Source organism: Carnobacteriaceae bacterium zg-C25, from assembly GCA_017945845.1.
Taxonomy (GTDB): domain Bacteria; phylum Bacillota; class Bacilli; order Lactobacillales; family Aerococcaceae; genus WM01.
On sequence record CP072828.1, the window covers coordinates 1,074,792 to 1,090,720 of the forward strand.

Consider the following 15,929-nt stretch of genomic DNA (forward strand, 5'->3'; position numbering starts at 1 on the left):
GGCATAAGCCATCAACCCTTAAAATTTATATTTTTGATTTTTTACGTAGTAAATAACCGGCACTTAAACATAACATTAAACCGACTACTTGCCATACAAAATCATTACTTGCTCCTGTATCTGGTAAATCAGCATGATTATATACTAGCGCATAGATAGAAAAATGCGTTGTACGGAAAACAATACCACCGGATACATTTTCAAAAGGCACATCCTCTTTTACTTGATCGTCCTTAATATAATGTACTTTTTGAACACGTTGACGTGTTGGTACAAAAACTTTTGTTTCTCCAGCAATCTGTTCAACTTGTTGTGTTTTTTTGTTTAACACATAGATATCATAAGCAGTATGAGGTTGAGAACTTAAAGCAGGGATAGCCGCTTTTTCTTTTACGACTAAAACATGTTGTTCTTTATCGTATTGAGGATTGCTTGCTTGGATACCTGTTTTTTCATCAATCAAGACATGTTCATTTTCTTGCCCTTTATCAAACGCATTTGGTACAGGACTTGTTGTACTACTTGTCGTCGTTGATGCTGATTGCGTACTTTGTCCAGATTGTGATGTTGTTTCATTTTGATTTGTTACTGGTGTTGTGACGGAACTTTCACTTGGTGGTGTTTGAGTGGTTGTATTTGTCGTCACTTCATCATCTGGACGAGTCGTTGTCGTTTGACTACTTTCTGTATTTTGGGCAGTTGTTGTAGTCGTTGTTGTTTCTGTACTTGTGCTATCTGGTGTTGGCGTTGTTGTTTCTGTACTTGTACTATCCGGTGCTGTCGTTGTTGTTTCTGTACTTGTACCATCTGGTGTTGGCGTTGTTGCTGGTTGTGTACCTTCTCCAGATTGTGATGTTGTTTCATTTTGATTTGTTGCTGGTGTTGTGACTGGACTTTCACTTGGTGGTGTTTGAGTGGCTGTACCTGTCGTCACTTCGTCATCCGGCTGAGTCGTTGTCGTTTGACTACTTTCTGTATTTTGGGTAGTTGTTGTAGTCGTAGTTGTTGTTTCTGTACTTGTGCTATCTGGTGTTGGCGTTGTTGTTGATGGCTCTGCTGGACTTTCATCTTTTAACATGAGACGATGAGTAGCATTATTTAATGCATCAAGTGCTGTATCAATTTGATCTTTTGTTGCCTGTTCATCATCTAAAACAGCTTGCGCTTCTTGTTGGCGTTTCATTAACTCTTGCCAAGATAAATCAGTATAGTCTTCTTGTACATAACTATCATTAACCTCTGAAACTAAATCACGCAGCACTTTTTTCATGTCGTGTTCATATAAAGAAAATTCAGCTGCCGAACCAAACCCTGCTTCACCCTCTAATACTTCAACTTTAACATATCGTGCAAGAGAAGGTGCAAATGAAGCAAATTGTTTTGCTTTATCAGGACTAAATCTACCTTCATATACCGGTGTATACTCATCAGATTCATTTGTTTTTACAGATAATTTAAATCGTTTAATATACCCATTCGTACCAATTTGTCGAGCAACATAACCAAATTTATCAATCTCTATTTCTTTTTGCATATCTATTAAAATAGTTGCTGGTAATTCTTGTTTAGCTGGACTCCATTTTGTATGCCAAATCGTATTTAAATCATTGTCAAAGGCACTTTGAATACGTCCGTCGCTATTTTCATTATCAGTGGATACTGTAAAGTTTGTTGGATCAATCGGATCATCTTGTTCTACCGTTGCTTTTGCAATAACCAAATCATCTAATAACCCATTTAAAGCATGTGTTTTACTACCTACTCTTGCAGCAGGAACAACAAGTGTCGCAAATTTATTGCCTGTTTGTCCACGCCCTAAAGTATCTGTTAACACATCATTGACATAAAGTTCCGTTTTGTTTTCGTATCCTTTTATCATGATATGTACCCATTCATTTTTTGGTAAAGTATACTCAAATGAATGATCATATCCTTCAAGTGAAATACCCATTTTACCCGTTTCTTTTTGAACGGCTTTTATCGCAACTTTATCAGATTCTAATACAATTTGTTCGCCTTGTGCATCAGGGTTTAATTTTACCCAAAATGATACAACATTTTTTGGACCAATATGTTGAATTGGTGTATTAAAGTAACTTGTACCACCATTTAATTTTAAGGCTTTTCCTTTTTTACCGTCTACATACTCAACATTTTCTGCATTGGTACCATGATAAGCATTTCCTGATGTATCATTTAAATTTTGTTTATTGAATGTATATTTTTCAATAGTATCTGTTTTTGATGTCACCTCATGATATGGATTATGATTTGCAGGTTCACCGATTTGTTCAAGCGCTTGTGTAAAGGTGTTGTAGTCACCCATATCTCTATTTCCCCACAATTTTGTAGCAAGCGTTGGTAAAGCGGCTTGGAAACGTTTATAGACATCGTATTCTGTAATACCGTTTGCTTCTTGGTCAATTTTATCATTCCAAATTGCAAAGGCACCACCTAACATTTGGCTAGATCCAGCTGGAATCGTAACTGAACCCATTTTATTTGGTTCCCACGTTTGATATAAATTACGTGTGTTTAAGAAGTCATTGTAATAACCCGCACCTGGAACGATATATAAAGGACCGTCTAATGTATTGATTAATTGATAGCCAGCTTTATACATGGCACTAGGATTTGCCCAACCTGCATTCCAAATATTCATTTGAACATTTTCGGAACGAACAGGTGTCACTCCAGATTTAGCGGTTAAACTACCCCATAGTCTTGGTGTTTTATGTTTTTCATGTGAAAAGGCAAGTAAATCGTCTGTGAATTTTCTAAAACTTTCATTATTCCCTTCAAATTCATCCACCCCAACATGTATAACGCCTGTATCTGCAAATGTAGCATCGTCTCCATCCAAATATTCATTCCAAACATCTTTTACGAATTGTAAAGCAGCTGGATTACTTACTTCTAAATGGTCAACCCAACGTCTTACATTATGATTGGTCATGGTTAAATCAGGTCTCACTTTTGTAAAAGCTAATGCATGGGCAGGTGTATCAAATTCTGGAACAACTTGTATACCTTTGCTTTTTGCTTCTTGAATAAATGCTTTAAATTCTGCTTTTGTATAGAATAAATCTTTACTTGTTAAGTCTTGTTTATTCAATCCGTTATTACCGCCTTCTTTAATGTCAGACTCTAAACGGAATGCTGAATAAGCACCATAAGGATTATCTGTTGTTTGGTAACGTTCGACATTGATAAAATTATCGTTTAAATGCACGTGTAAGTCATTCATTTTGTACCAAGCCATAAGTTTTAATGTATTTCTTAAATGCTCCATACTAATCATTTTACGCCCAACATCTAATACGAATCCACGAACAGCGTATTTTGGATAATCTCTAGCAAACCCTTTTGGTATTTGTGTAGATTGTTTCAAAAGTTGTAAAAGTGTTTGTGTAGACCAAAACGCACCTTTCACGTGACTAGCTTCCACACGAATGGCATCATCAATATTCATGAAATAGCCTTCTTCTTTTAAACCACTATTTTCTGGATTTAAATAGAAATAAATATCTCCTGGTTGAACATCTGTGCCTTCAACAATATCAATAGCTTTACCCGTTAATTCGGTATAACTTTCTTTAAAACTATTCACAACATCTTGTAGCGCTTGTCTATCAGTAGGGTTTACAACAATACGTGTGTTATCTGTTATAGAAAACTCGCCCGTTTTACCTTTCCATTCTGCAATCGCAGGAACAACAGTTGGTTTGACGTTATCTGTTTCTTCCACTGTATATTGTCCTGGTACCGTAACAGGAATAGCGGCTGTTTCAACACTATCTGCGCCTTTAGAAATTTTGTAGTTTACCACAACAGGTGTATCGACCAATGGTTTATGTATCGTTAAATCCCGGTCAATAACTTGTTCTAAATCTGCACCAATAAAAGAAACCGTATACCCATTTGGTACTTCTGGTAATGTCCACGATGTTGTGTCTGAAGTAATTTCAGGCACTTGTAAGCCATTGGCAACATCTTGAAGTGTGATTTGTTTTTCGGGAGAAACACTTTCACTATACGCCTCTAATTCCATAATCGAAACGGTTGCCCAGTTAATTGGCTTGTCACTTGTTCGATTTGGTGCACTCGGATTAAATTGGTTAATTTGGACTTTAATATAGCGTGCTTGGTGTTTTTGATCGAAATTTATCGTTTCTCTAAAAGCTTCAGGTGCCGCTGTATTATGTTTTGCTTCTGTCCAATTTTGACCATCTTCAGAGACAAGTATTGTATAATCTTGAGCATTTTTACGTTCCCACTCTAACACAACTGAGCCTACTGTTCTAACTTCGCCCAAGTCAACTTGTAACCATTTTTGATTTCGTCCCACGGTACTCGCCCATCTTGTATCGATACTACCGTCTGTTGCTTTATTTGCGGATAAACTAGCATCTTCATGCCCATTTGCTGTCGCTTCTTTGTGCAACGCTAAATTCGGCAATGTCATTTCTGAAATGACTTGAAATTCGTATACAGAAACCGATGCCCAATTGATTGTTCCTCCATCATAATTAGTTACCACCAATCGTACATAGCGTGCTGTTTGCTCTGCGTTTAATCGAACAGTTGTATCTAATTCAACATAGCTATCATCTGTTTTTTCATAAACGGATGTATAATCCGTTCCATTTTGAGATACTTCTATACGAAATCCTTTGATATTTTGTCTTTCCCAAGCAATACGAAATTCTTGAAATGTTCTTTCTTGTCGTAAATCGACTGTTAATATTTTATTCGTTGTTCCTATATTCGTTGACCAACGAGACTGATTACGTTTGACACTTTCTTCTCTATTGATAATTCCGTCAACAGTTTTATCAGCACCCCAATAGTTTGTTTCCGAATCATTTACCGTTGCCTGTGCATTTAGTGCAACATTTACTTTTTGTGTAATTGACTCTGTTGCCATAACTCGATAACCATTAACCCCGACTAACAACGATACCACAGACAAAATACTTAAACCTTTTTTTATTTTCATATTTTTTCCCCTTATTTTTTACGACGTATATAAAGTATTATCCCAATACCTAGTAATAATAAACCAGAACCTAAAACTACCTGTACCCAGTGATTTTGTTCACCCGTATCCGGTAATTCTTTTGATTGTTCTTTTTGGCGGTTATTTTGTGTACTGCTTTTATCTGTTACTTGTTGTGAAGAGTCACTACTCAAGTGCTCTCTTTGTTTTGTCATTGTTGCATCTGTCATTTCTTTTGATACAACATTTGTACTTACAGATGTGATTTCGTCTTCTGCTTTTTCTTGTTTTGTCGTTGTTGTTAATGTGGTTGTTTCTGTTAGATTTGTTTCGGTTTGACTTGTTGTGGTCGTTGGTGCTTCATCTTTCGGTTGTTCCACAGGCACTTCGTCCAGTTTATTTTCATCTGGTCTGTTTTCGTCTGGTTTATTTCCTTCTGTTTTATTTTCTTCTGGTTCATCCGGTTTAGATGATGTATACACCACACCATATTTACTAAAGTGTGTCGCTTGGAACACAACTTTATTTTCTTCACGCATGACATCAAATGGTAAACTTTCTTTTTCGTCTTGTTCATTAATATACACGATTTCTGCAACGGTTTTATTTTCTTTTACATTTAATGTAACTTTAGCTGGTTGTGTAACGGCTACTTTTTCAGTCGTTCCTTTTTTCACGAAATAAATATCATATAAATCGTACTCTTTATGTGTTTCATCTAAAGTTGAACTTGTCGCTGATTCAATTTTCATCTCTAAATCTTTGATAGCGTCGTCCTCTGGAATTTTAACTACCACATCTGTTGATGCATTTGACGTAAATGTATGATATTTTTTTAATTGATTGATTTTCTCTTGTAACGCTTGCACCATTTGGGTGATTTGTTCTGTAGTCGCCTCATCATCTTGTAACACACGATTTGCCTCAGTCACTTTTTCTATTAAGGCAGGGAAACCCTCTGCATAATCATTTTCGTTTAAAGTCGCAATTTCTTTTAATAAGTTTTGTAATGGTAAACGATTGATGCCATCAGTGGTATACATTTCATAAATAACAGGTCGATTATTTTCTTGCCATGTTAGTTTTACAGTGACAATATCACCTTTATCTTTTAAGTTAAATGTATTGATACCACCTGTTAATTCACCAATCTCTTGCCAGTAGCCTTCACGATTTTGAACGCTTACTTTTGTATGAGATACTTCATCATTTTGAATAACCGTCAAAGTATTATGGAAAGCTGTTTGTGATAAATGATAATGTAACTCTCCTCCAGCTTGTGAGCCTCTAAAAGCTGTATTTAAATGTTTATCTACCATGTTTTCTGGTCTGTCAGCATTGCTTACAGCAGGTGTTACATCAAAAGTTGGATTATTGGATGTTTTTAATTCTTCACGGTCATTTAACACAATCTCATTAAAGCGTACCCATTTATCATCACCGCTTTTATTTTTCGTTAGCATAACTTTAATATAACGAACAGGTAAATGATTAACATTAGCAGATTTACCTAAAACTTGGACTTCTCTATCTGGATAAACACCTTCAATTTCTAAATCATTTTCAGTATCTCCCAATGTTAAAACATCTGTAAAATCTGTACCATTTTCAGAAACTGAAATTTTACCATGGCGAATATAGTCATGTTCTGAGTCAGATACAATTTGTTTGATTTTGTCTAAAGTAATCGTTTGACCCAAATCGTACACAACATATTTTCCTGCTAATTGACTATTTTTAAACCATGCTTTAGTATTCCAATCGCCATCAAATGCCGCTAAAGGATTTTCCATATCCGTAAAGTTTGTATCTTTCACTTTCAACGGTAAAACATCATTTGTTTCGACATTAAATTGTTGAATGTCAAATGTTACTGGACTGTCCGTTGTATTTTTTATCACAATATAACGTACATTCGGAACAGTTTCTAATGTATATGGTTTTAAGTCATCTCTGTTCATTCCTACATAAATTGGTAATTGACTAGTGTGCTCAATAGTCACTCGTTTTAAAGAGCGAATACGTTGTAAATCCAATCCAATATATTCATTCGGTTGTAATGTCACTTGTGCTTTTGGGTTTAATGTAAATCGTTGTGCGGTTTGTTGTGCCGGTAATTCTTTTAAGCTCTCAACGTTGGTTTCAATAAGCTGTTGATTGGCTACCGTTGCCACATTAATTTCTCTCATGGCAGCCCATTTTTCTGTATTGCCACCATTTTTCAAACGAATATAACGTGCTTTTATATTTTGTTGCGTCGCATCGTATCGAACATCTTTTTGATTGTAAAGTGTATCTGTAAATGGTTGATACGTCACACCATCAACTGAATATTCAAGTACCGCATTTTTAAAAATATCGTCATTAGATGTTGTTCCCTGTAAAAACGAAATTTCTCCAATACGATACACCTCATGTAAGTCAATTCCTAAATACGCATCACGCGGTAATGAATTCCCTGCAATACTGTACCAAACGAATGTATTTGGATTATTATCAAGCATACTTGCTTCACTACCTTGATAAATATTGTTGAAATGAGACGATTTAATCAACGTAGGTGCTTCTGGTGCAGATGGTGTGTCATCATCTTGTGGCAATACAATTCGTTTCACTTTATCTGCCATTTTTTCTTTTAAAAATTGCATAAATGGCGTTAAACGTTTTGCACCCGCTTCTACTTTATCTACACTACTAATATTTTGTACAGTATGTGTTTTTGATAATTCTTCTTGCGTTACAGCTTTGGAATAGGCTAACCATGCTTTTTCTGTATTGTTATCTTCTAAAGCAATTGCACTTTCAATAAACGACTGACTTGCTTGCGCAATATTGGCAAGTGTATTTACCCACGGTGCCATTTCTTCTTTTAACCCTTCATTTTCAGCACCATTTAAAAAATCTTGTGTCGCTTGATACAACACTTGATATTTTTGTATTAAAGCTGCCCCTATTTCTTTTACAGATGTACCATTCCCTACGGCTTGTTGATAAGATGCTATCAAATCTTTAAACATTGCTGACTCTTCCATGACTAAACCATGTCCACTTGGAGATACATCTTGTAAATGTCTAGTAATTTCTAGTAAAGCATCTGTTTGGTTTTTCTCAATATACGCCATACCGTCATGCCACACATCATCAGAAGAAAAATGGTGTGTATTCCAACCGTAATTAATTGTAGCAAAAATACCCACTTTACTTGCTTGTGCTTGTTGCATTGGATTGGTCACTAAACCAGCTAAATCAGTAACACCTGTTTCTAATAATGTGCCAGCTGGACCCATTAATAAACGACTTTTTTTATAATCATTTACAGGCCAGTTTAACCAAAAATACGGTGCTCTACCTGGGTGCCCATCTGTTGTAGAAGATGTTTTAAAACGATTGATGGTTTGATTTGTTACTCTATTAACAACTGTTTCGCCAGTCCAGAAAAATTGGATATTATCCGGTGCTTCATTCAATTTTTTCATTTCTGAAAAATTACCTTGGAAGGCTGTGTTATAACCAGCCGGACAAAATAGAATATCTTCTACGTCTCCTTTATCTTTTGCCCATTGACTAATATCATTTAATAAACGTAATAATTGATTGCGATCAATAGAACCCACATCATCGGCTAAAATACCAAATTGACGTACCCCCGTTGTATACAGTTGTTCAAATTTATTAATTAAATAATTATAATTTTCTTCATACTGTGAAAAATTAAAACGAGCGCCACTCATAAACGGATGAATTGTCCAAACAAACCGTGTTTTTGTTAATTTACCCACTTCTACTAATTCACGTATTTGCGATAATTTTTCTTCTGGATATAACGCTTTCCATTGTTGACTATGATAAATGTCATCTTTTGGTGCAAAAATATACGTATTAGCCTTAAATTGACCTGCAAATCGCATTAAAGATTGACGATTTTCATGAGACCACGGAATACCGTAATACCCCTCAATAAACCCACGATATTTCACATCTGCATAATCGGAAATTGTAAGATAACGAACCGTTTGGTTTGTTGATTGCGTTAATATTTGATGTAATGTTGTTAAACCAAAATAAGCTGCATCTTTATGTTTTCCAATAATATGAATACCTGTTGCATTAATGTTTAATGAATAAGCATCCCAATGACTAAACAAGTTTTCTTGTGTATCTGTAATTTCAACATTTAACGATATGCCATCATCTACTTTTTGCGTCACCTCTTGAAAAGCAATATGATGTTCTGCCAATAACTGACGTGCATAAACTTTTGTTTCTTCATCAATTCCATTTCCAAAATAAAGTGAAAGCGTCTGATTATTTAAAGATAAATTTTCTTCTTGGTAAGTGGCGTTTTGTACTGTTGGATAGAATTGATAGGTGTTTTCTGTTGCATGTATTGTTTTTGACCCAATGATACAAAGGAACATCACACATATAGCGCTTATCCATTTTATGATTTTGTTCATCTTTTTCCCCCCTTTTTTAAATACTATTTCCCAATCCAAATACGGTAAAACGCATTCCGACAAACACATAAAACGTGTTGCGTTGAAATGTATTTGGCAAATGGCTCTTTACATACATATCATTGTCGTATCTTATTTAAAGACAGTGATATTATTTGCTCTAAGTGAATGATTTTTTAGTCAATAAAAGCTATTTAAATTTGATTTATCGATTTACATATTGGCTATATGCTTTAATAAACCAATCACTTTTTGTATGCGGTTACATTTTTCGTTGCATTATTTTACATTAATATTTAAATCACCAAAGAATTTGTTTGTATTTTATAGCTGTTTTTACAATATATTCGATATCGATAATATATAAGATAACACTATGAATAATACCATTGCTAATTCTATATTTCTTTTATATGTACTCTATATCAAAACATATAACCAATCACCCAAGACGATATCTTGGGTGATGATTAAGCTATACGTCTATTTAACTTTTCGTTTTCTAGATACGATACTCATTACTGCACCAACAACTGTTCCAATCAATCCAATCGTAATTGTTGTAGTAGAGGAATCACCTGTATTCGGTAAAATTTTTCCTCCTTGGTTTGTTGTTTCTTTATTAGATGCTGTTACAGGATGAACAGAAACAGAAATTTTTGGTTTATCTTGATTTGTATTAGATGCTCCATTGACATTACCATTTGGACGATTTTGTGTTGTCGTCATTTTTTCCGGTTGTGTCGTTGACATCGAAGTATTTGTTTCTCCTGTTTCAGTTGTTGCACCTGTTTCAGTTGTTGGACTTGATGTACCTGATGTTTCTGTTGCAGATTCAGTCATTGTACTTGATGCATCTGGTGTTTCTGTTGCAGATCCAGTCATTGTACTTGATGTATCTGGTGTTTCTGTTGCAGATCCAGTCATTGTACTTGATGTATCTGGTGTTTCTGTTGTTGTATCTACTGTTGAACCATCATTTTTTGGAATTGGTTTATAGGCAATTGCATAATGACTGAAATGTTCAACACGGAATGTCACCGTTGTTTTATCTTCATTCAACGTAAATGGTACATCACCAGCAATTTGTTTATCTGATTCAGAAACGTAATATACATGTTCAACTTCTCTTGTAACTGGAATAGTCACATCAGCTGATTCTGTAATTTGTTTTTTCTCTCCATTTTTACCAACAAAATACATATCGTAAAGATCATGATCTTCCGGTTTTAAATTAGCCACTTCACTTGCCACATGTTTCACAACAAAAGCATAAACATCATTTGCTAAACCGGATACTGGAATACGAACGACTGCATCTGTATCTTTATCGTCATCTTCAAATACCGCTACTTTTTTACCGTCTGTACCTTCGTTGATTGTCACATGAATACCATTTGTCACAAAATCCGGAATGGATTCTAATTGTGTTAAAGCATCAACAAAATAATTCAATGTAACCGGCGTTAACAATTCATGTTCTTTGGCATAATTAAAGATATCTTTGATTCGATTCACTTTATCTGCTACACCATATAATGATTCTGCTTTTTCAAGTGCCGCTTCATAAGGTGCTTCATCAAGTGCAGGCACTTCTTTTTCAGGTAGCAAGAAGTAAAACTCTGCTGCTGATTGGAATGTATTTTTAGGATCCCCATAAGATTGCGTTCCTGTTAACACAATTTTTTTCGCTTTTACAGTTTCGCCAAATTCTAATAATTTTTCAGCACTATTATTCGCCCAATTTGTTGCTGAATACGTATGCTCTTGATCATTATCATCTGTAACAACCACTGTGACATTTTTTAAAATACCATTATTTCCTGACTGACGTGGTACATAAGCTAAACCAGTAATATCTTTCGGTTCTTTTAATACAACCGTCACCGGTCTATTGATAGATGAACCATTCCATGGTGTATGCCATATTGTTGATAAATCACCATCAAAAGCATTCGTAATCCCTTCCCCTCTTTGAGAAGGTGCTTCTACGCTTTCAATGTCTTCGGATGTAATCACATCGATTTCGGGTTCAAGTGCATCGTATACGGCATCAACTTTTGCAATCGCTTGACGCGCTTGTTCAAGCGTAATGTCTTCAGGCACTAAATTCAATGCAAATAACGCTTCTTTATAAGCATTTAACGTATCTGTTGTATACCCTTCTGGAATTGGTAAGTGTTCTTTTACATAGTTATCAACAAGTAATTTTCCAGTTAATTCAATTTCTTCAATGACTAAATTATCTAACATAAAGTCATTGTAACCTTTAAAGTTAATTGCTTTTCCGGTATCTCCCCTCGTATCACCCGCTGTACTTGTTGATAAAATACCAATCCATGTATTTTCAGATTCATCTCCTGTAACAAGGAACGAAGCACGTTTTGCTGTATCACTATCAACCCATGTATTTTCTAATGGTGTTTGTTTAGATAAAGTGTTTGGATTTTCATATGCTCTATTACCAACAACAAAGGCATAGGTGTTATCACTACCACTTTCATAGTCAAATGACACACGATACGTTTTACCTGCTTCAAATCTAAAGTTTTGCGGAATGGTTTGATACACTAATTTATTACGGCCACTTAATCCATTTGTTTTTAATGACCAATTTCCGTCAATAACATCAGAGATTTTTTTATCATTCCATCCTCTTTGTGTGTATGGTTCATGTTTTTCAGATAAGTGTGTACGATTATCTTCAACATTTTCAACGTTCCCAATAACAAATGGGAAAATACCTTGTGCGACATTTTCGAAATCTTGTTTAAAGACTTTATTCGCTGTAGAATCATGTGAGTCGCCATACATCGTGGATTGATTTTCAAAAACACGAATATCGTCAAAATAAGTTTCACCGTCTCCACTTTCTTTGGCTAGCGTTAACGTCACATTATCGACATTATCTCCAGTAGTAAAGTAAACATACATATTTTGGAAGAAACTGCTATTACCGATTGTAGCGTTTTGTGACCATGTATTGTGTGCATAAGCTTTAATATAGTTAGACGCAATTGAACGTTTCGTATAATTTTCGACCTCTTTTTCTCCGGTGTTTACACGAATGAACGCTTTCGCATCACTTCTATTGTCTACTCCGACATATGCAGCATACGTTGTATTTGGTTTTAATCCTGTTAAGCGTTGTGTTAAAGAAACCGTTTCTTGATTTCCTGACAGACGTAACATTGGATTATCCCCTTGAGAACGTACAATTTCAGCAGACGCTTTATTTCCAGATATCGCCCATTGAGATAATGACCCACTATTAAATCCTTGGTCAACAAGGTGCATACCGGTACTCCAAGCAACTTCCACATTTTTTTGTGGTGTACGGTATAGGACATATGGTTGGTTTGCTGATTCATTTAATGAAATAGCTCCATCTTGTACAGCAATTTGTTTCTCTTCCACTTTTCCAAGATCGGTTAGTTTATAAAGATATACGTGATCAACGTGCCAATCATCTGGCAATTGCCATTGTGTTGCACCTGATTGTGTATTAAAGTAATACATTTTTTGTTTATCTTCTGCTAATGGATTTCCGTTAGCATCCCAATTCCAAGGCACTAAATAAGCTGAACCATCTTGGATTGTACGTCCATTTAACACAACCGTCCGTTGTCTATATTCAGGACTAGAAACGTTATTTGATTTTCTCGTAATCACAAGATTATTATTTTGTGAATCGGTCAATGTAACAGACATTTCAGGTGTATAAGAATATGTCGCCCCATTATCCGTCATGGTTACAGGATTTCCTAAAGTCATATTGGATACGGTAAAATGTTGGAAATATTTTGTCATGACATCGTTAGCAAATAAGTTTGTAATATAGCCGCGATAGTCACTTCTTCCTTGCCAACCTTCAAAGTCTTTCATGCTGTATCCACCAAGTAATGGATAATTGGCAGCACCACCATAGGCTGGATAATCGCCGACCCATGAATCTTTTTGATGGTTACGAATAAATCGAGCAATATCACTATTGATACCTTTTAAGCGATACCCACCATATGTTAAATCAGCTGCCCAATGTTGAAACGTTGAGTCATACTCACCTGCATAACCCCATTCAAAGCTTGCTCTCCAACCTAATTCATTGATTTCTTTTGCCAACATATGCGTTGCCCACGCATTGTTATCTCCAGATTGTCCATTCCCCCAAACATCGACATAAATGAAGTCTAATCCGTCTCCGAGAACATTTTTTAAATCTTGGAAACGATTGGCACGACCATTTGCCATATCATACGCTGCGTTGATATTAATACCTTGGTCTAACCAGTTCCAACCATAGCTATATTCACCATTAGCCGTTTTCATTAATCGATCTTCTGTGAAATAACGAGATTCTGGATACGTTTCTGAAGCATTCACGTGAATCCCTAATTTCGCACCGAAAGGTTGCGCTTCAGCAATCAATGTTTTGAAATCTTCTACCCCACCAATCCGTTTTCCGATATCGGCATAGTTCAAATGACCAGAGTCATGCCCTTCACTACCATATCCTTTTAGTAAAATAGATTGTCCTAAACCATCTGTATGTAAGGCAATTTTTTTAATACCGTCCAATGTCATTAAAAATGGATTTTGAGCTTGAGAACCAAAGTTCATAGCAATACGATACGCTACTAAATCTGGTACACTTTGATACCCTACCGGATTATTCATAATGTCACGATAGGCAATTGCACCGTCTTTCCAGTCGATTGTGTTGTCATTATTTCGATCTTTTGTAACAACAATTTTGGCACTTGGCAACACAAATGTTCGTTGATGATACACTTTACCAGCATGTGCTTTTTGATAAATAAATGGTGAACTACCAATACCCACATACGCTTGTGAATCAGCATTATGTTTTGAAACACGTAAACGTGTATAATCATCACTACTGCCACCAAAACTATATTGAGAATTACTCCATACACCAGCTGCTAAATGATTATCAGAGACAAACCCATACATAAATCCTCGTTCAAAATCATCAGCTGTTTTTAATTGTGATGGATTATAGTACACGTCTCCTTTTTCATGTGTATTCACTGACATTCTAGCCCCTGCAAAAGCGGACTGTTCATTGGCACTTGATACAGAAACAAAGTAACCTGGGATATCAATCGTTTGAATGAGTTTTCTAACATCATCTATTTGTTGTCCTGCAACAACATCATAATGATTGTCAATATCAATCACATCATAGTGAACAATGTTATTTTCTACCCTGATTTGAACTTTAATAACAGCATCAACCATGTGTTCTTCTGATTTGAGCGTCATTGTATAAACAGCTTTATCTTGACCCACTTTTTCATACGCTACTTGTGGTGTCAAACTATGCCCATTGATACGTAGTGTATTGGTTGCTGTAACTTGTCCTTGTAAATGCTCACCGTCCAATGTATATTCACGAATACGTGGAAAGGCACGATCTAATTTAACATCAAGCGTTCCAGATGTTATGGTGTCATATTGTGCTTGTGCATCGGTATCAGCAACAGACGTTCCTACTGATACAGAACTGTTATTATCCGGTTGTACAGTCAAATCATCTTGATTATCCGTTTTAATCGCGACCTTCGTCACTTCACTATTAAATTTACCGACTTTTAACGCCACTTTGCTGCTGTCTTGTAAAGCACTTAACACATTTGCTGGCATAACTTCTGTATTGATGACATTATTTCCATTGACAGTCGCATTTAATTGCCCATCACTTTTTAAACTGACAACTAACTCATTTTTTGAATTTTTTGCAGGCGCTGGCACACGTGTTCCTCTATACCAGTTACCAACACCGGATACTTTATATTCCCAAAACCATCCTTGTTTATCATACCCAACAAAAATAAAATTATTTGGATTTTTGTAACGTAATAACACACCAAAACGACCATGTCCTGTTTCTGATTGTTCAATAAACGTTAGTCCAACGGTAGCATTTCCTTGTTCATCAACTTGCAAACCGTTTTTTTCAAAAACAGCGATATTAGCACCATTATCGTTTGTGTTAGATGGCTCTAAAACGTTATAACGAACACCGTCTTCCTCTTTAACGGTTGCTTTTCCTTTAATGGCTGATGTCGCAGTCCAATCTAAATAACGACTGTTATCGCTAGAAGACACACTACTTGGTGGTGTCATTTCAACAGCCATAGCTTGATGATTTTGGTTTAGCGCAACAGATGCTAAAACCATAGAACATAAACTAATTGTAAAAAGTGTTTTTGTATACTTTTTAGTTTTTATAGTGTTTACCATATTTTTCCCCCTTTATTATTTAAACGCTTACATTTTTTCGGAAATTAAAAAGCCACACCCCCATTTCATCGCTTTAAAACCGATTCTTTCTATATATTATATTAAATTGATATATTAAATCTGTCAATTGTTTTCTACAAAAATTAGCACCAAATAAATTAGGATAAACCTAAAACAATCGTCATCTTTTTTATTGTTAAAACATA

Annotated in this window: 3 protein-coding genes; all 3 read right to left on the minus strand. The window is 35.4% G+C overall.

Going from position 1 to position 15,929, the window contains the following annotated elements:
* Positions 1-25 precede the first annotated feature (25 nt).
* Positions 26-4,999 carry a discoidin domain-containing protein gene (locus tag J7S27_05120; protein ID QTU82680.1) on the minus strand — a complete coding sequence of 1,658 codons (4,974 nt, stop codon included), beginning with the start codon at positions 4,997-4,999 and terminating at the stop codon, positions 26-28.
* Positions 5,000-5,010: 11 nt separating this feature from the next.
* A complete protein-coding gene (locus tag J7S27_05125; GenBank protein QTU82681.1) occupies positions 5,011-9,456 on the minus strand; it encodes a beta-N-acetylglucosaminidase domain-containing protein in 4,446 nt (1,481 codons plus the stop codon).
* Between the two features lie 483 nt (positions 9,457-9,939).
* Complete coding sequence (locus tag J7S27_05130) at positions 9,940-15,723, minus strand: discoidin domain-containing protein (GenBank protein ID QTU82682.1); 5,784 nt, start codon at positions 15,721-15,723, stop codon at positions 9,940-9,942.
* Positions 15,724-15,929 lie beyond the last annotated feature (206 nt).